Raw genomic sequence first — 21880 nt, 5'->3', positions numbered from 1 at the left:
GCTCCCACAGAAGCCGCTCCCACAGAAGCCGCTCTCATCGCGGCTAGTCGGAGCGCCGAACTGGCAGCCTCAACACCAGGATCGCCGTCTGGGGTACTTGGCTACTAACCCGGAATCGTCCACGGGAACGCCTGTTCCGCAGAGCAGGTTTCATTGGCGCTCGCAGTCGGCTTGCTGCCATCCTGCGCGTCATCCATCTCGCCGTGCCAACCGAGCCACCGGCAACGTGGCAAGCACCCTCGGCCCACCCTCAGCAGCAGGTAGCCCCATGCCTCCGCGCGCCATGCATACCGTCATACGCGTTTGCCTGGTGCTGCTCACCAGCCTGCTGACCGCGCATGCCTTCGCCGCCCCGCAAACCCTGCACCTGGGCGCCCCGACACCCTACGAAATACAGGCCTTCGCGAACGCAGACCTGCAACGCCCCAGCCTTCCCGTGCGCCGAGCCGTGGTCATCGTGCATGGCGTGCAACGCAATGCCGACGCCTACTACCGCAGTGGTCGAACGCTGCTCGAGAACGCCGGCTTCACCCCGGCCGACACGCTCCTCCTCGCGCCTCGATTCCTCACACCCAACGACCGGGCCGCCACGCCCGCCATGCCGCTTTGGGCCAAGAACCGCTGGATGCACGGCACGCCCTCGTCGAGCGGCCGAACCGGCATCGCCGGCTTCACGGTGCTCGACGACCTGCTGGCCTACCTCGGCGATCGCCGACGCTTTCCCGTACTCGAAGAGGTCGTGCTCATCGGCCACTCGGCCGGGGGGCAACTGATGCAGCGTTACGCCCTGCTCGGCAGCGGCGACCGGGCGTTGCGCCATGGCTTGGCCGTGCGCTACGTGGTGTCCAGCCCGTCGTCCTACCTCTACCTGGACGCCACGCGCTGGCAAGGCGGGCGCTTCGAAACCGCCTCCCGGCAGACGTGCCCGGACTACGACCAGTACCGCTACGGCCTGAACGGCGCGCCCGACTACTTCACGTCCCAGGGCCTGAGCCCTCGGCAGGTGTTCCAGCGCTATGCCGCGCGCGACGTCACCTACCTGGTCGGGCGCCTGGACGACCATCCCGACGACCGGGTGATGGACCGCGCCTGCGGTGCACAGCTTCAGGGCCGCACCCGCGTCGAGCGGCAGCTCAACTACCTGCGTTACGAGGCGGACTTGGCGCGGCGCTGGCAGCTGCCCATCCGGCACCGGCAATGGCAGATCGACGGCGTGGGCCACGACGCGACCCGGCTGTTCGCCGCACCCGAAGTGGCCCGCGAAGTGTTCATGGGTCACTGAGCCCCAAGGGGGCGCCGCCGATTCGTCCAGTAAGCCGTTCTTCAGCCGGTAATGCCGCGAGCTCAAACCAGCGAACATGAAAAATTATTTATCAAGAAACTTTCCCATTTGAGGTAGCTTCCCAGGCCCAATAGAAACGCCTCCCATTTCCATTCGCCCTGTCCAGGACTCCGCCTTGAAAACTCCTCTTCCTGCCCGCCTGCTATTCGTCGGCGCGTGCAGCGCCATGCCTGTCGTTCACGCGGCCGACGACCTCACGCTGCCCGCCATCCAGGTCGAAAGCGTCCAGAACCGCGACGAAGGCCCGAGCGAAGGGTATGAGGGCAGGGCGTCGTCCAGCACCACCAAACTCGGCCTGACCGACAGGCAGACGCCCCAAGGCGTGACCACCATCACCCGCCAGGAACTGGACGACTTCAAGATCACCGGCATCAAGGACGCCCTACGCGCCGCGCCGTCGGTGACCGTCGAGCAAACCGAGACCGACCGCACACAGTTCACCTCGCGCGGTTTCGACATCAACAATTTCGAGTACGACGGCGTGGGCATGCCCTTCGTCAGTAGCGTACTGGTGGGCGAGCAGGACTTGGCCGAATACGAGCAGATCGACGTGCTGCACGGCGCCAACGGCTTGATGAGCGGGGCGGGCAACCCCTCGGCGACCGTCAACTTCGTGCGCAAGCGCCCCACTGATACCTTTCAGGCGCAGGTCGAGACCACGGTCGGTTCCTGGGACAGCCGCCGCGTCGACATCGATGTCGCCGGCCCCTTGACCGACAGCGGCAACGTGCGTGGCCGCTTCATCTATTCCCACGACAAGGGCAATTCGTGGATGGACCGCTACAGCCACGAGCGCAACATCGCTGCGGGTCTGCTGGCCTTCGACCTGTCCGATGCCGACACCGTGACCGTTGGCTTCTCCCAGCACAACAGCGATGCCAACGGCAGCACCTGGGGCAACCTGCCGCTGGTCGACAGCAGCGGCAACCCGATCCACTACAGCGGCCGCAGCAGCAACATCGGCCAGCCGTGGACGTATTGGAACCTGCACACGCAGCGTGCCTTCGTCGAGCTCAAGCACGATTTCGGCAATGACTGGAACGCTACTCTGACGGCCACTGGCATCGAGGAAAAGCAGAACACCAACATGTTGTATGTCGGCTCGGTCACCGACGATGTGGCAGGTGCCTACGGCAACCACACCAGCAGCGAAGCGCATCAGCTGCTCGGGGAGGCCAAGGTGCAGGGGCCGTTTAGCCTGTTCGGCCGCGAGCACCAGCTGACCTTCGGCGCGGCCTACGGACGTACTCACCAGAAGGGCCAGGAGTACGACGAGGACCTTGAGCACGGAAGCGCTTTCGACACTTCATTTTCGGGCATCCTGGCTGGGGCCACGCCCATGCCCTCGTTCGGCGTCACCAGCGAAGCGCTGGGGCAGAACTTCCAGGACACGCAAAAGAGCCTCTTCGCCGGCGCACGCTTCAGCCTGGCCGACGACCTGCACTGGATCGCCGGTGCGCGCATGCTCAGCGCCGATGGCAGCGGCACCAGCTACGACAGCCCACACTCCACCCGCGAACACGGCAAGGTCACGCCCTACACCGGCCTGGTCTACGACCTGAACGAAGCCTGGAGCGTCTACGGCAGTTGGACCCAGATCTACAACCCGCAGTACAACGCGGTGGGCCTGGACCATCGCCTGCTCGACCCGCTGGAAGGCAAGAGCATGGAAGTCGGCCTCAAGGGCAGCGTGCTGGACCAGCGCCTGCACCTGACCGGCGCATTGTTCAAGACCGAGCAGCGCAACGTGGTCGTGAGCACCGTGTATGACGGCGTTCAGAACCTGTCCATCCCAGGCGACATCAAGAGCCACGGCGTCGAGCTGCAAGCCTCCGGCGAAGTGTCGCCCGGCATCGACCTGCTCGCCGGCTACACCTACGTACACATCGACAACGACGACGGCGACCGCGCCCGCAAGTACGTACCGGCCCATGCGTTCCGCGCCATGGCCACCTACCGCCTGCCGAGCCTGCCGCAGATGAAGGTCGGTGCGCGGGTCAGCTGGCAGACCAAGGTGGAGAACGACAACGACCGCGCCATCGCGCAGAACGCCTACGGCCTGGTCGACCTGATGAGCAGCTACGAGATCGACAGCCACTGGAGCACGTCGCTGAACCTGAACAACCTCACCGACCGCAAATACCTGCTGTCGCTGTACAACAACGCCACCACCGCCAGCTACGGCGCGCCGCGCAACCTGACGGCCTCGGTGACCTGGAAGTATTGATCGGCAAAGCCGCGGCGGGAGCCGGTGCCGACAGGCATCCGCTCTTTGCGGCCCGTCGCGGTGACCCTCGCAGGGCAGGGCAAGGCCACCTTGCGAGGCTCCGCGCCTGCGATCAGACGAAGTACCGTACGATCAACATCACCCCCGACCCCAGCACCACCAGGTTGATCACCTTGAGGAACTGCTCGCGCGACATCTTCAAGGTCATCCGCCGCCCCAGGGTAATGCCCAGCACCATCCCCGGCGCCAGCAACAGCGCCAGCCACAGCACCGACGTGTCCAAATACACCCCCGCCAGCGCGAAAAGCACCACGCGGGTCAGGGTGCTGAGGCCGATCAAGGTGGTCTGGGTGATGCGCAAGGCCTCTTTGCCGTCGAGCCGCCCGCTCAGGTAGATGGCATAGATGAAGCCGCCGCTGCCGAACAACGCGCTGAACACCCCGCCCACCCCGCCGAAGGGAATGGCCGTGGCCGGGCTGAAGCGGCGCTGCGGCTTGAGGCCGCTGAGCGAATACAAGGCATAGCCGACCACGAACACCCCCAGGGCCAGCAACAGGCTCTCGGGCCGTGCCGTGAGCAGGATCGCCGCGCCGACCAGGCTGCCCAGCACCATCATCGGCACCAACCGGCGCAGCTCGCGCCAATCGGCCTTGCGCCCGTCGCGGCTGACGTTGATGCAGGCCGCGCACAAGTCCATCAGCGCCAGCAGCGGCACGATCTTGGCGATGGGGATGTAGAGCGCCAGCACGGGGCTGGCGATCAGCGCGGAGCCGAACCCGGCGATGCCGAAGATGACGTAGGCGCCCAGCAGCGTTGCGAATATGACGGCGTAACTCGACCAACCCAACGACAACGCTTCTTCCATGGCAGGCAACTTCCTGTAGTGAGTGATCCGGCATCGGCCCGATGCGGTCTGTTTTCCCTAAACGAACGATCGGTGGTTCGACTCAGCGGGTTCGGCTCAGCCCGGATCGGCGCACACCGGCGCATCGTCCAACGCCGTGATCTGGCGCAGCTGCGAGAGGCGGCTGCGGGTGCGGGAAATGTCGGCCGCCTCCGCGCTGTTCAAGGCTTCGTGCAAAGGCAGCGCGCCGATCAGGAACACCTGGCAACGGCGGTCGTACAGCACGTCGACGAGGTTGATGAAGCGCTGCTGCGCGGCCGCCGAGGCGCTGGAGAGTTGCGGCAGGTCTTCGAGAATCCAGCGGTCGTGGTCGGCCACCAAGGCCAGGTAGTCCATGGTGGCGGTCGGGCCCTCGCAGAGGTGCTTGAACGAAGCGTGCAGGGTCCGGCCCTCGGCGCCCAGCACCCGCAGCAGACGGTGGCCGACCTTGAGGTCCTGGGCGCGGGCGGGGCGCGGCGGCAGGTCCAAGGCCTGGCGCTGGGCTGGGTTGCCGGGGCAGAGGTAGGCGCCCTGGTGGAACGGGTCCGGTGCGGCGCCGGTCAAGCCGCGGTAGTCCACGTCGCCGGCGATGGCGAGCACGTCCATGTGCTGCTCGATCAGCTCGATGGTGGGCAGGAAACGCTCGTGGTAGAGGGGGTTGGGCAGCAACTGGTCGGGTGCGTAGTTGGAGGTGACCAGCAGCGCGATGCCGCGGGCGAAGATGGCCTTGAACAGCCGGCTGATGAGCATGGCATCGCCGATGTCGTGCAGGTGGAATTCGTCGAAGCACAGCAGCCGACAGTCGCCCAACATGCCGTCCAGCGCCCTGTCCATGGCCTGGCCGCTGTCGACGTGGTCGAACAGGCGCTGGTGCAGTTCGCGGAAGAAGGCATGGAAATGCACACGGCGCTTGTGCGGCAAGGCGACGGCGTCGAAGAACCCGTCGAGCACGAAGCTCTTGCCGCGGCCCACCGGGCCCCACAGATAGACGCTGCGTGCAGCGCTGCGACGGCGCGGCGCGAGCAGCGCGTCGGCCATCTGCCATAAACGCTCGATGGCCGCGCACTGGAAGGGGTCGAGGGTATAGCCGCGTCGTTGGGCCGTGGCGTGCAGGGCGGCGACGACGGTGGCGCCGGGTTGGGTTGGGGTCATTGGCAGGCTTTCTAGTGGGCCAGGAGTGGCCATTCTAGAAGGCAAGCGAGGGATGAAGGAATAGCCGTCGGCGCAGGCGAACGGGCGATGCAGGCACGACGATTCGCATGCCGCAGGGGAAGGGGGCTGCCCTACAGCGTGCTTGCCGAGGCCGCGCCAGCCCAGACACCCACCGTCGGCGCCGGTCGATTGCAGCCTTTTGCCGAGTCGCTCACAACTGGCCGCTTGCATTTCCCTCATCGATTCATTGCAATACGCTCCACTCACGGACGATGTAAGGAAATCTTTCATGGCAAGCCCGCCGACCCAACCTCGCGGCGACCTGCTGCGCGCGGTGATTTTTCTGCCCTTGGGCCTGTGCCTGCTGCTCGTCACCTACTCGATGGTCGAGGCGCGTGCCTCGTTCCTCGCCCAGGCGCTGCGCGCCGACGGCCATGTCAGCGCGCTGAACGCTGGCGGCAGCCACCCGCAAATCGACTTCACCGACGCCACCGGACAAGCGTTCAGCTACCCCGAGGACGGCCTGATCTACGGCTATGCGGTCGGTGACCCGGTCAGCGTGCGCTACCAGGCCGAAGCGCCGGCCCGCACGGCCATCATCGAAGACCGCGGTGCACTGTGGGGCGCTAGCCTGCTGGTGGGCTTGTTCGCCGTGGTCGCGACGGCAGGGGGCGGCTACCACTTGGCCGCATGGATTCGCCGTCGCCGTTCGGCGCGGCTCTGACAAGGACGTTCCTATGCACATTCCACTTCCGGTCAACGTCAGCGACTGGCGCTACAAGACTGCCACCGGCGGCGGCTTGACCGTGTTGTTCGCCGCAGCCTCCGGTGGCGCCCTGACCGTGATCGACCCGCAAGGCAAGGACCACCAGTTCCGTTATGGCTCGGTGGGCGTAGGGGCCGGGCTTGGCGCGCGGCTGCCGCGTTTCGGCAAGATCAACCTGAACATCCGCGGCAAGAGCGTAGGCGGGGCAGGGGCCACCGAAGACTTTCCGGCCGTCGGCCGGATCCTGGTCGCCGATGCCGTCGCCGAGCGCGGCTTGCAGCCCGAGGACTTCACCGGTGCCTGCGTGTTCTTCGAAGGCGGCGTGGGCCTGCTCGCCGGAGCCAGCGGCTCGGCGATGCTGTTCGGGCTGGACGCCAAGCTGCTGGCCATGACCGTCGCTACCGTCACGCCCATCGGCAACCTGCTGCTACCCCACGACAGTGCCGTGCGCCTGCTGCGCTCGGCCAAGGGCGTGATCCTCACGGCAGGCATCAATGCCGGCGCGCAAGCGGGCGGTGGGGTCACCCTCACCCTGGGCGGTCTGTTCTAGCGGGGCCGGCGACCGACTGCCCATGCAGTCGGTCCGACTTGCCAACTATGTACCGCGTGTCGCGTTCTCGGACTCACCATTCTTCCTTTACGCGCCACCGGAATTTATCCTTCCGGAATTGGTCAGTGTCAGCAATGTTACAGATGATGTCAGATCGCTGGCATCCGCTGCCATCCTGACGCCTCCCGCGCGCATCTCCCGTATTTCCAATGGAATTTCTATGCCCGTTTCTACAAGGATGTGGATGGCCCCCGGTGTGGCCTTGCTGAGCCTAGCAGCCGCTTTCTCCGCCTACGCCGCGACCCCAGGCGAGCAGGATCTGATCCGCGATCGCCAGGACCGCCTGCTCGAAGAGCAACGCCGGCGCCTGCAGGAACTGCAAGACCTGCCCGGCAAACAGGCTACCCCCGCCGCGCCCGAAGCGCCCGCCGACACCCGCTGCTTCGACATCCAACGCATCGAACTGCAAGGCGCCAAGGCCTTGTCCGACCGCGAGCGCCAGGCGCTGACCGCGCCGTACCAAGGCCAATGCCTGGGCGTGGCGCAGCTCAACGGGCTGCTCAAGGCCATCACCGACCACTACCTCGACAAAGGCTGGGTCACTACCCGCGCCTACCTGCCGCAGCAGGACTTATCCACAGGTCGGCTGCAAGTGCTGGTGGTCGAAGGCACCCTGGAAAAGCTGCGCAGCGACGCCGGTAGCGGGCTGTCCGAACGCGAATTGGCGATGACCTTTCCCGGCGAAGAGGGCCAGCCCCTCGACCTGCGCGACATCGAGCAGATGGTCGACCAGCTCAACCGTCTGCCGTCCAACCGCGTGCGCATGGAGCTGAGCCCCGGGCAGAATGTCGGCGGCAGCGACGTGCTGGTGCGCAACGAAGCCGACAAGCCCTGGCGTGCGACCCTGTCGCGCAACAACGACGGCCTGCGCAGCACCGGCGAGCAGCAGTGGAACGCCGGCCTGGACTGGGACAACCCGCTGGGCCTGGCCGACCAGTTCAGCGTGCGCGGCGGCCACGACGCGGTCAGCGACCACCAGCGCAGCTCGCGCAACGGCCTGTTGGCGTACAACATTCCCTGGGGCTGGTGGACCTTCAGCTACTTCTACAGCGAAAGCCACTACCGCTCGCGCATCGACGTGCAAGGCAGCGAAGTGGAGCAGGACGGCGACAGCCAGACCCACCAGTTCAGCGCCGAGCGGGTGATCCACCGCGACACCCTGAGCAAGACCTCAGTCAGCCTGGGCCTGGCGCACATCCGCACCAACAACTTCTTCGGCGACACCCGCCTGGACCTGAGCAGCAACCGCATCAGCGAAGCGCAGGTGGGCATCAACCACGGCCGGCGCATCGGCTCGGCCTTCGTCAACCTCGACCTGGGCATGCAGCAGGGCATCGGCCTGTTCGACGCCCAGGGCAGCCACGATCCGGGCCCGGGCGAAGCCGACGCGCGCTACCGCAAGTACACCGGCACCCTCAGCTACCTGCAGCCGTTCGAGCTGTGGGGCGAGCGCCTGGCCTTCACCAGCCTGGCCACCGGCCAGCGCAGCGAAGACGCGCTGTTCAGCCCGCAGCGCCTGAGCCTGGGCGGGTCGTCGTCGGTACGCGGCTACAAGGACCAGTTCCTGACCGGCGACAGCGGCGGCTACTGGCGCAACGAACTGCGCTGGACCCGCCCGGTGACCGTCGACGCGCTGCGCCCGGTGCTCGGCGAATACGGTGTGGCCCTGGGCTACGACCAGGGTGTGATCCGCAACGACCGCTACAACGGCGAAGAGCACGGCCGCCTGAGCAGTAACTCGCTGGAGCTGTTCGCCCGCGGCGAGCATGTCGCCGCCTCGGTCACCTTCGCCCACTCCTTGGAACGCCCGGACGTGCTCGACCGCGAAGCACCGATCTACTTCCGCATGGATTTCTATCTTTAATTTTCGCTCGTCGACGACGTAGCTTCGAGGTTGCCCACATGGACGTTCGCCACTTGACCCTGGCTGCCCAACCCACCGCCGCACTCGCCGACCGGCCGAACTTCCTTGGGTTGCCCAAGCGCCTGCTGGCCGTGCTGCTGGCCAACGTCATGTTCTGGCAGCCGATCTGGGCGATGGCCGACGGCATCGCCGTGAGCGGCACCACCAACACCAGCGTCGGCCAGGCCGGCAACGGCGTGCCGGTGATCAACATCGCCGCGCCCAACGCCGCGGGCCTGTCGCACAACCAGTACCAGCGCTACAACGTCGACAGCCAAGGGCTGATCCTCAACAACTCGACCCAAGCCATCCAGGGCACGCAACTGGGCGGCAACATCCTCGGCAACCAGCAGTTGGGCGGGCGTGCGGCGAGCACCATCCTCAACGAAGTCAACGGCGCCAACGCCACCCAGCTCAAGGGCTACACCGAAGTGGCCGGGCAGGCGGCGCGGGTCATCGTCGCCAACCCCCATGGCGTGACGTGCAACGGGTGTGGCTTCATCAACACGCCGCGGGTCACCCTCAGCACCGGCAAGCCCGTGCTGGACGCGACCGGCAAGCTCGACCACTTCGCGGTAGACGGCGGCAGCATCAGCATCGAAGGGCAGGGCCTGGACGCCAGCAACATCGACCAGTTCGACCTGATCACCCGCTCGGCCAAGCTCAACGCCGACCTCTACGCCAAGCGCCTCAACGTGGTCGCCGGCGCCAACGACGTCGACGCCGACACCCTGGCCACCACCCCGCGCCAGGGCGACCCGGCCGACAAACCGCAATTGGCCATCGATTCCTCCGCGCTTGGCGGCATGTACGCCGACACCATCAAGCTGGTGGGCACTGAGCAGGGCGTGGGCGTGAAGACCGCCGGCAACCTGGCCGCCAGCGCCGGCGATATCCAGATCGACGCCAACGGCCAATTGAACATGGCCCAGGCGTCGGCCAAGGGCGCGTTGAACGTCACCGCCCCCAGCGTCGAGATGACCGGCAAGGCCTACGCCAACAGCGTCAACGTGCGCACCCCCGGCGAGCTGGTGAACCGCCAGAGCCTGGCGGCCCGCGAGCGGGTCGAGATCGACGCCGGTGCGCTCAGCAACCCCGGCACCGTCGCGGCTGGCATCGAAAACGACAACAGCCGCAACGCCATCGGCGACGTCACCGTACGCACCGCCTCGCTCGACAACACCGGCACCCTGCAAGCCAGCCGCAACCTGACCGTCGAGGCCAGCCAGCGCATCGACAACCGCGGCGTCCTCCAGGCCCAGCGCACGCAACTGACCAGCGCCACCCTGAACAACCAGGGCAAGGCCGCCCGCGTGGTCGGCGAGCAGGCGCTGTTCGTGGCGGCGCCCGCCATCGTCAACCTGGGCGGGGTGCTGCTGTTCGGCAACGGCCAGGACGTCACTCTCGACCTGGCGCGGCTGGACAACCGCGAAGGCCTGCTGCAGGTCGTCAACGGCAAGCTGACCCTCAACGCCGCCACCCTCGACAACGCCGCCGGGCAGATCGACGCCAACGCCCTGAGCGTGAGCAGCGACACCCTCGACAACCGCGCCGGCCTGCTCTCGGCCAGCGGTGGCGACGCGCAGATCGCCGCACGCACGCGCCTGGACAACCGCGACGGCACGGTGCAGGCCCAGCAGCACCTCGACTTGTCCACAGGCCAGATCGACAACCAGGGCGGGCGCCTGCTGGCCGTCACCGGCAACCTCGACCTCGCCACCACCGGCCTCGACAACCGCAACGGCAGCCTGCTCGGCACCGCCATCCGCGTGACCGCGCCCAAGGCCGACATCGACAACCGCCAGGGCAAGATCATCGGCGAGCGCCTGGACCTCGACGCCGCCCAACTCGACAACCGCCAGGGCCAGATCGTCGGCGAACAGCTCGCCATCACCGCCGCACGCCTGGACAACCGCGACCAGGGCCTGCTGGCCGCTGGCACCCAGGGCCTGACCCTGGACTTCGCCCGCAGCGCTACCCGGGCCCAACTGCTCAACGACGGCGGTCGGGTGCAGAGCGACGCCAATCTGCTGCTGCGCGGCGCCTGGCTGGACAACAGCGGCGGCACGGTGATCGGCCGCAGCCTGAGCCTCGACACTCAGCGTCTGTACAACGACGGCAAGGGCGCGTTGGTCAGCGACGGCGGCGACGTGCAGCTGCGCGTCAGCGATGTGCTGAGCAACCTCACCGGCATCGTCGACGCCGGCCAGCACAACGTGACGCTGGACGGCACCGCGGCTGTGGATAACCGTGGCGGCAGCCTGCGCGGCCAGCGATTGGACCTGCGCGCCAATACCCTGAACAACGCCCAAGGCGGCCAGTTGGTCGCCGGCAGCGACGGCCTGCGCTACACGGGCGGCGCCCTGAACAACGACGCCGGCATCGTGCTCGCCACCGCCGGCACCACCGCCCTGCAACTGGGCCAGGCGGCGCTGAGCAACCTGGGCGGCATCGTCCAGGGCGACAGCGTCGACATCACGGCCAGGCGCCTGGACAACGGCAGCCAGAACGGCAAGGCCGGCTCCATCGCCAGCCTGAGCGGTGGCCTGACCCTGAACGTCGACACCCTCGACAACGCCGGCGGCACCCTGTTCGCCAAGACCGCGCTGCGCTCGACCGGCACCACCCTGGGCAACACCCAAGGCGGGCAGATCAGCGGCGAGACCCTCGACCTCGATGCCGACCAAGTGGACAACCGTGGCGGCCTGATCGAAGCCAACGATCGCTTCACGCTCAGCGCCGCGACGCTGGACAACCGCGACGGCCAACTCAGCGCCTTGGGCAATTCCCCTGTAGGCCTGGCCACGGCCCGGGCCGCGGCAAGCGACCTCAGCCGCCTGGAACTGACCGGCAGCCTGCTCAACCAGAACGGCCGCATCGCCGCCGGCAACACCGATTTCAGCCTCAAGGCCGCCCTGCTGGACAACCGCGGCGGGCGCATCGAACACGCAGGCGACGGCCTGCTGAGCCTGGCCTTCGACCGTGTCAGCGGCGCCGGCGGAAGCATCACGGCCCTGGGCGCCGGCGACTGGCAGTTCGGCCAGGTCGACGGCCTGGGCAGCGTGCAGCTCAACCGCGCCCTGACCTACACCAGCGACGCGCTGGCCCTGCAAGCCGGCGACCGCCTGGCCAGCGCCAGCGGCCTGACCTTGAACCTCGCCAGCCTCGACAACGGCGGCGAGCTGCTCAGCGACGGCGACCTGACCCTCAACCTCAACGGCGACCTGAACAACCGCGGGCGCCTGTCGGCCCAGGGCCTGGTGGCCATCAACGCCGGCAACGTCACGCAGAGCGGCGGCCGCATTGGCGCCGGCACCGACGCCCGTCTGAACCTGACCGGCAACCTCGACAACCTCGGCTACCTCACCGCCCGCCAGGCCCTGGCCATCGACGCCGCGCAGATCCTCAACCGCGGCACCCTCGGCGCCCAGGGCGCGGTCACGCTCAACGCCGAGCGCATCAGCAACGACCCCGACACCCTGCTGTTCAGCGGCGGCGCCATGGCGCTGCGCACCCAGGTGTTCAGCAACCTCTATGGCGACGTGTACAGCCGTGGCGACCTGAGCGTCGCCAACCGCGACGGCAGCGCCGCGCAGCGCTTCAGCAACCTGTCCGGCACCGTCGAAAGCGAAGGCGCCATCACCTTGAATGCCGCCAGCGTGGAAAACGCCAAGGCCAGCTTCGAGCTGGGCGCGTCGATCGTCAGCGGCAGCCTGAGCTGGGTGTGCGGCCAGCACTGCGGCGGCCACGACTCGTTCAAGCGCGGCACCATCACCATCGAACAAACCCTGCTGGAGCGCGCCATCCAGGACAGCCCCGGCGCGCGCCTGGTGGCCGGCAAAGACCTGACCATCCAAGCCAGCGACGTGCAGAACCGCTACAGCCTGCTGGCGGCCAACGGCAACCTGAGCATCACCGCCAACGACCTGCTCAACCTCGGCGCTACCGAGCGCACCGGCCAGCAGAAGATCGTCATCGGCACGCCCGGGCGCATCGATACCGGTTACTGGGATCAGATGGAATACATCGACGTCCCGGCCTTCAACGCCGCCGTGGCCGCCGGCAACTTCGACCTGGCACGCTTCGAGCTGCTCAAGGCCCGTTCAGCCGATGCGCGCTTCAGCGAAGAAAGCAACGTCACCACCTGGAGCGACAGCTCCAAACCGCTCTACGCCGCCACCCTGCAAGCCGGCGGCACGGTCAACCTGAACGTCGCCCGCAGCGTGCAGAACGGCTCGGTGAGCGAGCACAACGCCCTGGAAATCCTCACCGGCAAGCTGGGCGATGACCAGACCGGCGTGCCGGTCGGCGGCATCGACATCACCCTCAACAAACAGGCCGTCGACGCCAGCGCCACCACCGTGGGCGCACTGCCCAGCGTGCAGCGCGTCACCGACGCCAACGGCCAGACCACCATCGTCCCGGTGGACTACAGCGGCATTCCGTTCGCAGCGGTCGACCCCACCGCCGGCCCCACTTTCCAGTTGCCCCAGGGCGACTACGGCCTGTTCGTGCGCAACCCCGACCCGAACGGCCACTACCTGATCGAAACCAACCCCAACTTCACCGACCTGTCGCGCTTCCTCGGCTCCGACTACCTGCTCGATCGCCTGGACATCGGCCCCGACGCCAACTGGCGGCGCCTGGGCGACGGCCTCTACGAACAACGCCTGATCCGCGACGCCGTGCTGGCCCAGACCGGCCAGCGCTTCCTCGCCGACGGCCTGGTCAGCGACTACGACCAGTACCGCTACCTGATGGACAACGCCCTGGCCAGCAAGGACGCCCTCAACCTGAGCCTGGGCGTGGCCCTGACCGGCGCGCAGGTCGGCGCGCTGACCCACGACATCGTGTGGATGGAAAACCGCGTCGTCGACGGCCAGACCGTGCTGGTACCGACCCTGTACCTGGCCCAGGTGGACGCCCGCAACGTGCGCGGCAGCAGCCTGATTCAGGGCCGCGACCTGAACCTGATCAGCGGCGGGGATCTGGTGAACGTCGGCACCCTGCGCGCCAGCCGCGACCTGAGCGTGAGCAGTGGCGGCAGCATTTACCAGGGTGGCCTGGTGGAGGCGGGCAACAACCTGCAACTGATCGCGCAGGACAGCATCCGTAACGCCATGGCGGGGCAGATTCGCGGGGAGAACGTGAGCCTGGCGGCGGTGCGCGGCGACGTCACCAACGAGCGCACGGCGATTCAGGTGCGCGATGGGGCGGGGTACCGCACGGTGACGGATGCTGGGAGCGGGGTGAGTGCTCGGCAGGATCTGGCGGTGTCGGCGGGTCGGGATGTGACCAACTATGGGACGTTGCAGGCTGGGCGGGATGTGGCGTTGCAGGCGGGTAACGATGTAAGCCTGCTGGCAAAAACCGACAACACGCAAAAGCACGAGTCCTTCGAGGGTGGTCACCGCTACGTCGTCACCACGCAGGCCAAGCAGCTGTCCTCCAACGTCAGCGCCGGCAGTGATTTGAACACCGACGCCGCCCGCGACATCAACGTTGTCGCCAGTCGCGCCAACGCCGGGCAGAACCTGGCGCTCGACGCCGGGCAAGATGTGAACATCGCCTCGGCCCAGGATGAAAACGCCTACTACTCGTTCAAGAAGAGCAGTGGCTCGTTTGGCCGCAAGAAAAAGCATCAGGAGGAAACCTACGATTCCACCAACGTCGCCTCGGTGATCGAGGCTGGCCAGGACCTGACCATCAACACCCGCAAGGCCGCTGATGGCAGTGTCGGCATCAACGGCGGTCGCGACGTCAACATCGTCGGCAGCCAGCTGTCGGCGGGCAATGACCTGATCCTGGGCGCCACAAACGACGTCTCGGTCAATTCTGGCGTCGAGCAGCACGGCACCTACAGCAAGACCACCAAATCCGGTGCCTTCGGCCTGTCGAAGAGCGGCAAGAGCCAGATGACGCGTAACGTCGATCAGGTCGGCAGCGAACTGACTGCCGGCAATGATGCGGTGATTGCGTCGGGTCGCGATGTGAACCTGCGGGCCAGTAACCTCGATGCCGAGAACGACGCAGATATCAGAGCGGGCTTGGTCGACAAAAACGGTGACATCAACCTGCTGTCGGCCAACAACGAAGCCTCCAGCCATCAAGAGCAATACAAGAAGAAAACCGGCCTCTCCCTGTCCGGTGGCTTCCTGTCGTTCTCCTCGGCCAAGGAAGCGGGCAACGAAGCGCAGGGCCGCACGGCCGTGGGCAGCCAGATCACGGCCATGCGCGATGCCTACCTGCGCAGCGAGCGGGACATCAACGTGGTCGGCAGCCGCGTGGATGCGGCGGGGGACGTCGGCCTGCAAGCCGGACGCGACGTCAACGTGCTGGCGGCGCAGAACACCCACTCCAGCCAGGATTGGAAGAGCAAGAAGCAGTCCGGTATCGGCATTTCCTCGGACGACAACGGCGTGTCCCTGTTCGCCGGCTCCGAGCGCAACAAAGCCAAGGACCGTCTGAGCCAGGAGACCAGTGCCGCCAGCCAGATCAGTGCCGGTGGCGATCTGGACGTGGGCGCCAAGCGCGACATCAACCAGGTCGGTTCGGACCTGCAAGCCTTCAATGACATCAACCTGGCCGCCGGTCGCGACGTCAATGTCGACGCCGCCAGCGAATCGCAGGTGACCGAGCGGGAACGCGAGCGCTCGCGCAACGGCCTGACGGCGACCATCAACCATAACTTCGGTAGCACCAAAGATGCCGTCAGCGGTGCCGGCAAAGGCGAGGACGCTACCAGCAAGGCCTCGAGCACGTTGCGGGCCGTGGACAGCATTTCGCAGTTCCTGAGCGGGCCTACGGCCGATGCGAAGTTCGGCAACAGCAAAGAGAGCAGTCGCCAAGTCGTGTCGCAAACGAGCAATCGCGGCTCGACGCTGGATGCCGGCAACGACTTGAACATCGCTGCCAACAACGATGTGCGTATCCGCGGCGGGCAGTTGCAGTCGGGGCGCGACATCAATATTCAAGGCCGTGACGTCACGCTCGATGCGGCCAAAGGCAGTTATGGCGAAGAGAGCAGTGAGAAGAAAAGCTGGAGCGGCATTCATGGCGGCACCAGCGGTGGCTTCAAGTTGGGCGTGGGCGGTAGTCGTGGGGTGGCCGATAGCGATCAAAGCCAGGGCTCCTCGACGGTCACGAGTTTGCAGGCTGGACGCGATGCCAACCTCAAGGCGAGCAACGACCTGAACTTGATCGGTACGCAGGTGCAAACCGTGCGGGATATCAATCTTCAGGCGGGTAATGACCTCAACATCAGGGCGGCGCAGAACGACAGCGCCAGTTCCAGTAGCCGTCGTAGTGGCGGGGGTGAAGTGGGGCTGGCGGTGGGCTTGGAGGGCGTCGGTCTTTATGCCAGCGTCAACATCGGCAAAGGCAACTTGGAGCGCGAAGGTCAGCAACAGCAGGAAGCCTATTTGTATGCCGGCAACCAACTGGCCTTCACCAGCGGTCGGGACAGCAACATCGCAGGCGCTACGTTGCGCGGCAATGAGGTCGTCGGGCGCGTTGGCCGCGATCTGACCGTCACATCGTTGCCCGATACCGGCAAGGCTGAGGGCAAGGAATATGACCTTAGCGCCACGGTGGTAGTGGGACCAGGGAGTGGCTTGAGCGGTTCGGCCGGCTACGGGCGGACCAACGGCAGCAAGAACTGGGTGGAAAAGCAGACCAGTATTACGGCGCAGGATGGGCTGGATATCCGTACGCAGAACCACACCCAACTTGATGGTGCGCTGATTGCCTCAGACACCGGTAAGTTGAAGCTGGATACGGATACGCTTGGGTTCAGTGACATTGCCGGTAAGGACAAGGAGCACGGGTATTACCTGAATGTCGGTGGCTCGTACGGTATCGGCAAAAACACCACGCAAGATCCGAGTCAGGTAGGCAAGGGCGATCAGGGCCAGAACGGCTGGAGCGTGGAGGGCTGGAACTACAACAAGGATCGCCAGCAGATTGTGCGGGGTACGGTGGGTGCGGGCGATGTAGTGGTGCGTGGGGATAACGCAGGGCAGGACTCGACTGTCGGTTTAAACCGGGATGTGAGTAGGGCTTATGAAGTCACGAAGGACGATGAGCATCGGACTGATTTGTATGTGACGAAGTCTTCGGTAGAGGCGGTAAGTTCGCCGACCGTGACGACCAAGCGGTGGGTGGAGCAGCTCACGCAATACGACGAAACGGCGAAACAGAACTACGAGACGGCGGGCCGCGACTTTGCACGCATGATCAACAGGATCGAGCGTAGTACGGGCCGTCAGATGGATGCCCAGGTTGTTGCTCGGATGGGTGAGAATTTTGCTGAGGAGACTTTGGATGCTCTGATTCGCGGGGGGCAAACCAGCGCTCAGGGCATGGAGTTGTTGGCGAACAAGGACTTTCAAGAGGGTGTGATTAAAGAGATCGAGTACATCGACAGTATCGATCTGAAGCCAGTCGTGTCACTGCAAAAGGTCCTACAACAGGATGCCACTTTCAACAGCTCCGGTGTTCTCGAGTTAGGGACTACCGACGTTGATGGCAACCTGACGTTCTCACAAGATGCCTTACGGTCGATTGCAAGGATCAATGAGTATCTCGATAGCCATCCGGATCAGATAGAAGCTGTGACTGTGGCCGTGTCCATGACTCAAGGCCCTAAAGGAATGGCGCAGTACGTGCTGCTCAAAGTGGCTGAAAAAACGAAGTATGGCGAAGCGATTAATGAAAAGCTTGCTGAATACAGTGATGCCTTGGGTAAGAAGCTAGCAGAAGCTATCGAAGATACTAAGCTTGACAGCGAGTTCGACGACGACAGATTCTTGATAGGTGGTGGAGGGCTGCTGAACGGCGTTTTGATGGGTGTAGTGCCGCTGGGCAAGAGGAGTCACGATCAAAAGTCAGTTTCGGTCGATAAATCTAAGAAAGTACAGGAATCTGAGTTAACCAGTAAGTCTGGAAACCCTGAAGTAAAATGGAGCGCTCAAGAAAAGCATTTTCCTGGCCATAATTCCTATACTGAGGGCCGTAGCGTCCTGACAAGCGACCCCCGTCAGCTCGCCAAGCAAGCTGGTTCTGGCCAGCAAGTAGGGAAAATTCCAGTAGGGGAGCCAGGTTCTAAAGAAAGGGTGAATTTTGGCGAATCTATAGGCTACTTCTTAGACGAAAGGGGAGTAAATGTTCCAACTACAAATGGAATAATTCATTATTCAAAAGACGGTATACACATCGTTCCTGCGAGGCCATGAAATGAGATTGATTGATGATGCAGTCGTGCAGGCTAAATTACGTATACAAAGAGCACTGTTGGGCGAAGTCTCAGAAAGTGTACGCGCTGTAATATTTTCGATTTCTGAGAACTCCTTAAAAATCAAATTTTATTTGGACGGAGAAATCAGTGAAGATGATAGAGAGTCTGCTTCCTGCGTTGAAACTGAAGTTATTGCTGACTACGAAGATTGGTGGTCAGTTGAATGTGAGTGCATACGGGCTGATGCTCCTCAAGAAATAAATGGAGAAGGTTTCTGGGTGTTTCGACGTCGAGAATATTGAAATCCTATGTCTTGAATGACGATGGATCTTTTGCGCGGGCGAGCCTAGTGATCGTCCCACATTCCCAAGGATTTTAATGCTGTGCGCAAGAAGCTATCGAAAGTTGTTAAAGGCGGTTTAGAACACGACCATATCCGGAAAAGACGGTCAAGCATTACCCAGCAATCCAAACGAATCGCGTTTCATTACTGACACGTCCGGAATTACCATTTATCTGAAGTCTACTCAGGGCTAAATAAGATTGAAGTTTCTACCACAAGGGCACGAGGCGCAGTTAAGTATCCTCTTGATGGGCAAAAACCAAACTCTTATGCTGATCTTGGAAATGGCCATGTCGTCGTATACGGCCCTGATGGGCGGGCTCTTTATTATGTTTCGAAGTCTCGCGTAAAATTAATAGAATGGAACGAGTCGCCTGATGGAAAATCATTCCCTAAGAAGGGTAATGGTACAAAGGTATTTGAAGGTATTGTTCCCAAAGAACTGCTTAAAAACTTAGGGTTGGATTTATGAGGACTTTTGAAGGGGTTGTCTCAAAGAATAATTTAGTGAAATTTATTTCAGGAAAAGGTTGCGAAGAATACTTTTCTTATGTGGGAAACTTTGTAACATTAGAGCAGTGTCTAGGTGTAATAAGTATCCTATCTCCAGATTTCCTGGAGCAGGAGGGACACATTTTCTGGACTCCTGATGCAAATAAATTCAATCCAAATGATCGTCCATTAATAGGACTGAGCCTTACAGATGAAGGTGAGCTGGAGAGGAGTACCAAAAGAAAAGACATTGAGCGCTATAGAAATGTTTTTGCAATCAGTCAGTTCTTTTCCAAATGGGAAGAATCTCCGATTCAACCCATTAGTGCTGTAGAAGTTTCAAATGAGGAGCTTAAGCTTTGTCTCGTTTTTGCTGCTCAGATTGCAAAATATTGGAAAATAGCACTGTCAGAAAAATTCCAAAGCATAGAATTTGAGTTTGAAATTGGTATTGATATTTTAGACGAGTACGGCGTGTGCTTGACTTTTTGGCAAATTTGATATATGCCCCTTAATTCTTCACTTTATGATTTGTGATTGTCAGAAAGCCCTGCGCGTGAAAGAGTAGGTTTGCAAATAATTTTTTATACTATTTAATGAGTATGTAATAGAAAAATCAGTAAAGCCGAAGTCATGCTGCTCTACAGATTTTAAGACCAATAACGCTGTTGTGCTCTATACGTCAGGAAATTTTGTGACAGGGTTTAAACTCTCACCGGGAGCTCAGTGGTTTGATAATTTTATTAAAATGGAGTTCTGCGATGAGTCGTACTATGCTGGAGTTTGCAAAATCGTTTGTCGTTGGGAAGCTGTCGGCCAAAAGTTTTTCTGAAGCGTATATTGAGCTTTGGAAAATTGAGCGAGATAGCAACCTCCTTCAGCTTGATGAACATTCGTTAAACGAATGCTTATCTAGTATTTTTTGTGCTGCGGATATGTACGAGCCGAGTGATGCAAGGGAAGAATATGGATTTGACGATGAGATGCTTAAGTCTGAGGTTGCAAAATTAGTAGAGAAATTATTCGTTGGTTAGTATGTGAAACGGAAATTCGGAATCACTATGACTACTGATAAATGTCATGAATGCACAGAATATGTTCCAAAATTTTCCGAAAATTGTTAAATTTTCCCAAGATACCGGGCAAGTGACTAAGTGAAGGCGGGACACTTCCTTCGTGAGGATGGAAGCGTTATTACAAATCTAGATAGTATGAAAACGATCATTTTGGAGAAATAAAACGAGAGTTTTTGTGGATTTTGAATCGCTTGTTACGTTCGACTGCACTTATGGAGAGTGGGCTGTTCTAGAAGATTCGCTCTGGATCTTTGTTGAAAAGGGCTTGGCGCTACCATATTTTAAGCTCGTAAAGGAGACTGATGGCATCTCGTTTGTTAGGTGCGGAAAAAGTGAAAGCACTCGTGTTGAGGATATGTTTCCTGTGCACTATATTTACGATGCTGCAAGACAGATTGAATACGATGAGTGGGAGCCTGTCGAAGGGCTTCTGAGAGCTCGTAGTGCAGGTGGGGAGTGGGTGCAATACATAAGTAAATCCGAAAGCTCATACGCTATGCATGAATTTGTTGGAGGTTGTTGGTTTGTTTTTGTAGGTGTTTCTCTTTCAAAAAGCACAGTCGTTGAATATACAGAGGATCGGAAAAGCTCAACAGGACTCAAGGTGATGCAAGAGCTTGTTTCGCCGTGTTTTCAGAGCATATCTTCCAAAAAGTATTTATTAGAGGGTGTTCTCATTGCCCCGCCTGGGCCTGGCTGGATGTCTTGGGAGATTCATGCTAACTCATTCTATATACAGCTTTCTGGAATTGAGGGCGGCCGCTAAACTGAGTGCAACAGCTCTACCTCAGGTAAGGCGTAGCGATAAATTATATTGAGTTCAGTATCAAAGAGAACATAACCATTCAAACCGGAAGGTACCTGGTCCTTGGCCAGTGTGAGGTTGCTGGTCTGTTGGGGCGCAGCGTATCCACAATCAGCTACGAGTTGCGTAAGAATACCGACATCCCAGTAATGCATTGGGTAAGAAGCTATCGACGATGCTAAGCTCGACAGCGAATTCGACGACGAAAGATTCTTGATAGGTGGTGAAGAGCTGCTGAACGGCGTTTTGATGGGCGTAGTGCCGCTGGGCAAGAGAAGTCATGATCAGAAGTCAGTTTCGGTCGATAAATCTAAGAAAGCACAGGAATCTGAGTCAACCAGTAAATCTGGAAACCCTGAAGTAAAATGGAGCGCTCAAGAAAAGCCTTTTCCTGGCCATAATTCATATACTGAGAGCCGTAACGTGCTGACAAGCGACCCCCGTCAGCTCGCTAAGCATGCTAGTTCTGGCCAACAATTGGGAAAAATTCCAGCAGGGGAGCCTGGTTCTAAAGAAAGGGTGAATTTTGGCGAATCTATAGGCTACTTCTTAGACGAAAGGGGAGTAAGTGCTCCAACTACAAATGGAATAATTCATTATTCAAAAGACGGTATACACATCGTTACTGCGAGGCCATGAAATCAGATTGATTGATGATGCAATCGTGCAGGCTAAATTACATATACAAAAAGCACTGTTAGGTGAAGTCTCAGGAAGTGTACGCGCTGTTATATTTTCGATTTCTGAGAACTCCCTAAAAATCAAATTTTATTTGGACGGAGAAATCAGTGAGGATGATAGAGAGTCTGCTTCCTACGTTGAAACTGAAGTTATTGCTGACTACGAAGATTGGGACATATGGAATTCTCTAAAGATGGACGTCTGTGGAAGGCAACAATAATGCCCAATATGTCGACTTAAGTGTTGCATTAGGAAATATTATTTCTGATATTTCTCAATGGTCATTATTTTTAGCTTTTTTGGTATTCCGTCATCACTAAAATCAATAGCTTTCAAGCAAGTGCAGCGGTATATCATGCTGCGGT

General features: G+C 61.2%; 14 protein-coding genes. 12 read left to right on the top strand and 2 right to left on the bottom strand.

Annotated features, from left to right (window positions below; all coding sequences use genetic code 11):
* Nucleotides 1-268: 268 nt before the first annotated feature.
* Together ACSMEV_RS03705 and ACSMEV_RS03700 are read left to right on the top strand one after the other, a co-directional pair.
* Entirely contained in the window at nucleotides 269-1282 is a 1014-nt protein-coding gene (locus ACSMEV_RS03705) for an alpha/beta hydrolase family protein (protein ID WP_459207303.1), read from the top strand.
* A 226-nt stretch (nucleotides 1283-1508) separates the two neighbouring features.
* Nucleotides 1509-3569 carry a TonB-dependent siderophore receptor gene (locus tag ACSMEV_RS03700; RefSeq protein WP_459208287.1) on the top strand — a complete coding sequence of 687 codons (2061 nt, stop codon included), beginning with the start codon at nucleotides 1509-1511 and terminating at the stop codon, nucleotides 3567-3569.
* Nucleotides 3570-3681: 112 nt separating this feature from the next.
* On the opposite strand, the gene ACSMEV_RS03695 is transcribed toward ACSMEV_RS03700, so the two are convergent.
* Nucleotides 3682-4434 (bottom strand): sulfite exporter TauE/SafE family protein, encoded by a 753-nt coding sequence (locus ACSMEV_RS03695; RefSeq protein ID WP_459207302.1) that lies wholly within the window; start codon nucleotides 4432-4434, stop codon nucleotides 3682-3684.
* 96 nt (nucleotides 4435-4530) lie between these two features.
* Nucleotides 4531-5604: a cell division protein ZapE gene (zapE, locus tag ACSMEV_RS03690; RefSeq protein ID WP_459207301.1), complete on the bottom strand. Its 1074-nt coding sequence runs from the start codon at nucleotides 5602-5604 to the stop codon at nucleotides 4531-4533.
* Nucleotides 5605-5893: 289 nt separating this feature from the next.
* On the opposite strand from zapE, the gene ACSMEV_RS03685 reads away from it, so the two are divergent.
* From ACSMEV_RS03685 to ACSMEV_RS03640, 10 genes are all read left to right on the top strand, one after another.
* A complete protein-coding gene (locus ACSMEV_RS03685; RefSeq protein ID WP_459207300.1) occupies nucleotides 5894-6328 on the top strand; it encodes a DUF3592 domain-containing protein in 435 nt (144 codons plus the stop codon).
* Between the two features lie 13 nt (nucleotides 6329-6341).
* A complete protein-coding gene (locus tag ACSMEV_RS03680; protein ID WP_296267048.1) occupies nucleotides 6342-6920 on the top strand; it encodes a hypothetical protein in 579 nt (192 codons plus the stop codon).
* A gap of 220 nt (nucleotides 6921-7140) precedes the next feature.
* The gene (locus ACSMEV_RS03675; RefSeq protein ID WP_459207299.1) at nucleotides 7141-8844 is read left to right on the top strand and encodes a ShlB/FhaC/HecB family hemolysin secretion/activation protein; all 1704 of its coding nucleotides are present in this window, start codon (nucleotides 7141-7143) and stop codon (nucleotides 8842-8844) included.
* Between the two features lie 38 nt (nucleotides 8845-8882).
* A complete protein-coding gene (locus ACSMEV_RS03670) occupies nucleotides 8883-18116 on the top strand; it encodes a hemagglutinin repeat-containing protein (RefSeq protein WP_459207298.1) in 9234 nt (3077 codons plus the stop codon).
* Between the two features lies 1 nt (nucleotide 18117).
* Nucleotides 18118-18420, top strand: coding sequence for a hypothetical protein (locus ACSMEV_RS03665; RefSeq protein ID WP_459207297.1), 303 nt, complete (start codon nucleotides 18118-18120; stop codon nucleotides 18418-18420).
* A 548-nt stretch (nucleotides 18421-18968) separates the two neighbouring features.
* Complete coding sequence (locus ACSMEV_RS03660; RefSeq protein ID WP_459207296.1) at nucleotides 18969-19454, top strand: hypothetical protein; 486 nt, start codon at nucleotides 18969-18971, stop codon at nucleotides 19452-19454.
* 260 nt (nucleotides 19455-19714) lie between these two features.
* The gene (locus ACSMEV_RS03655; protein WP_459207295.1) at nucleotides 19715-19987 is read left to right on the top strand and encodes a colicin immunity domain-containing protein; all 273 of its coding nucleotides are present in this window, start codon (nucleotides 19715-19717) and stop codon (nucleotides 19985-19987) included.
* Between the two features lie 217 nt (nucleotides 19988-20204).
* Nucleotides 20205-20795, top strand: a complete 591-nt coding sequence (locus tag ACSMEV_RS03650; protein WP_459207294.1) for a hypothetical protein — start codon at nucleotides 20205-20207, stop codon at nucleotides 20793-20795.
* 38 nt (nucleotides 20796-20833) lie between these two features.
* Nucleotides 20834-21016 carry a helix-turn-helix domain-containing protein gene (locus tag ACSMEV_RS03645; protein ID WP_459208286.1) on the top strand — a complete coding sequence of 61 codons (183 nt, stop codon included), beginning with the start codon at nucleotides 20834-20836 and terminating at the stop codon, nucleotides 21014-21016.
* Between the two features lie 31 nt (nucleotides 21017-21047).
* Nucleotides 21048-21473 (top strand): polymorphic toxin type 50 domain-containing protein, encoded by a 426-nt coding sequence (locus ACSMEV_RS03640; protein WP_459207293.1) that lies wholly within the window; start codon nucleotides 21048-21050, stop codon nucleotides 21471-21473.
* The last annotated feature ends 407 nt before the right edge of the window (nucleotides 21474-21880 follow it).

It is taken from the genome of Pseudomonas sp. MLB6B (assembly GCF_054508135.1).
The sequence above is the reverse complement of the archived record's forward strand: the minus strand, read 5'-3'. Positions and strand labels throughout refer to the sequence as shown.

What these genes read in the sequence shown, in the direction of transcription:
- ACSMEV_RS03695 (WP_459207302.1), bottom strand. Translation starts at nt 4,434, where the DNA reads ATGGAAGAAGCGTTGTCGTTGGGTTGGTCGAGTTACGCCGTCATATTC.
- ACSMEV_RS03705 (WP_459207303.1), top strand. Translation starts at nt 269, where the DNA reads ATGCCTCCGCGCGCCATGCATACCGTCATACGCGTTTGCCTGGTGCTG.
- ACSMEV_RS03655 (WP_459207295.1), top strand. Translation starts at nt 19,715, where the DNA reads ATGAGTCGTACTATGCTGGAGTTTGCAAAATCGTTTGTCGTTGGGAAG.
- ACSMEV_RS03685 (WP_459207300.1), top strand. Translation starts at nt 5,894, where the DNA reads ATGGCAAGCCCGCCGACCCAACCTCGCGGCGACCTGCTGCGCGCGGTG.
- zapE (WP_459207301.1), bottom strand. Translation starts at nt 5,604, where the DNA reads ATGACCCCAACCCAACCCGGCGCCACCGTCGTCGCCGCCCTGCACGCC.
- ACSMEV_RS03665 (WP_459207297.1), top strand. Translation starts at nt 18,118, where the DNA reads ATGAGATTGATTGATGATGCAGTCGTGCAGGCTAAATTACGTATACAA.
- ACSMEV_RS03700 (WP_459208287.1), top strand. Translation starts at nt 1,509, where the DNA reads ATGCCTGTCGTTCACGCGGCCGACGACCTCACGCTGCCCGCCATCCAG.
- ACSMEV_RS03670 (WP_459207298.1), top strand. Translation starts at nt 8,883, where the DNA reads ATGGACGTTCGCCACTTGACCCTGGCTGCCCAACCCACCGCCGCACTC.
- ACSMEV_RS03675 (WP_459207299.1), top strand. Translation starts at nt 7,141, where the DNA reads ATGCCCGTTTCTACAAGGATGTGGATGGCCCCCGGTGTGGCCTTGCTG.
- ACSMEV_RS03680 (WP_296267048.1), top strand. Translation starts at nt 6,342, where the DNA reads ATGCACATTCCACTTCCGGTCAACGTCAGCGACTGGCGCTACAAGACT.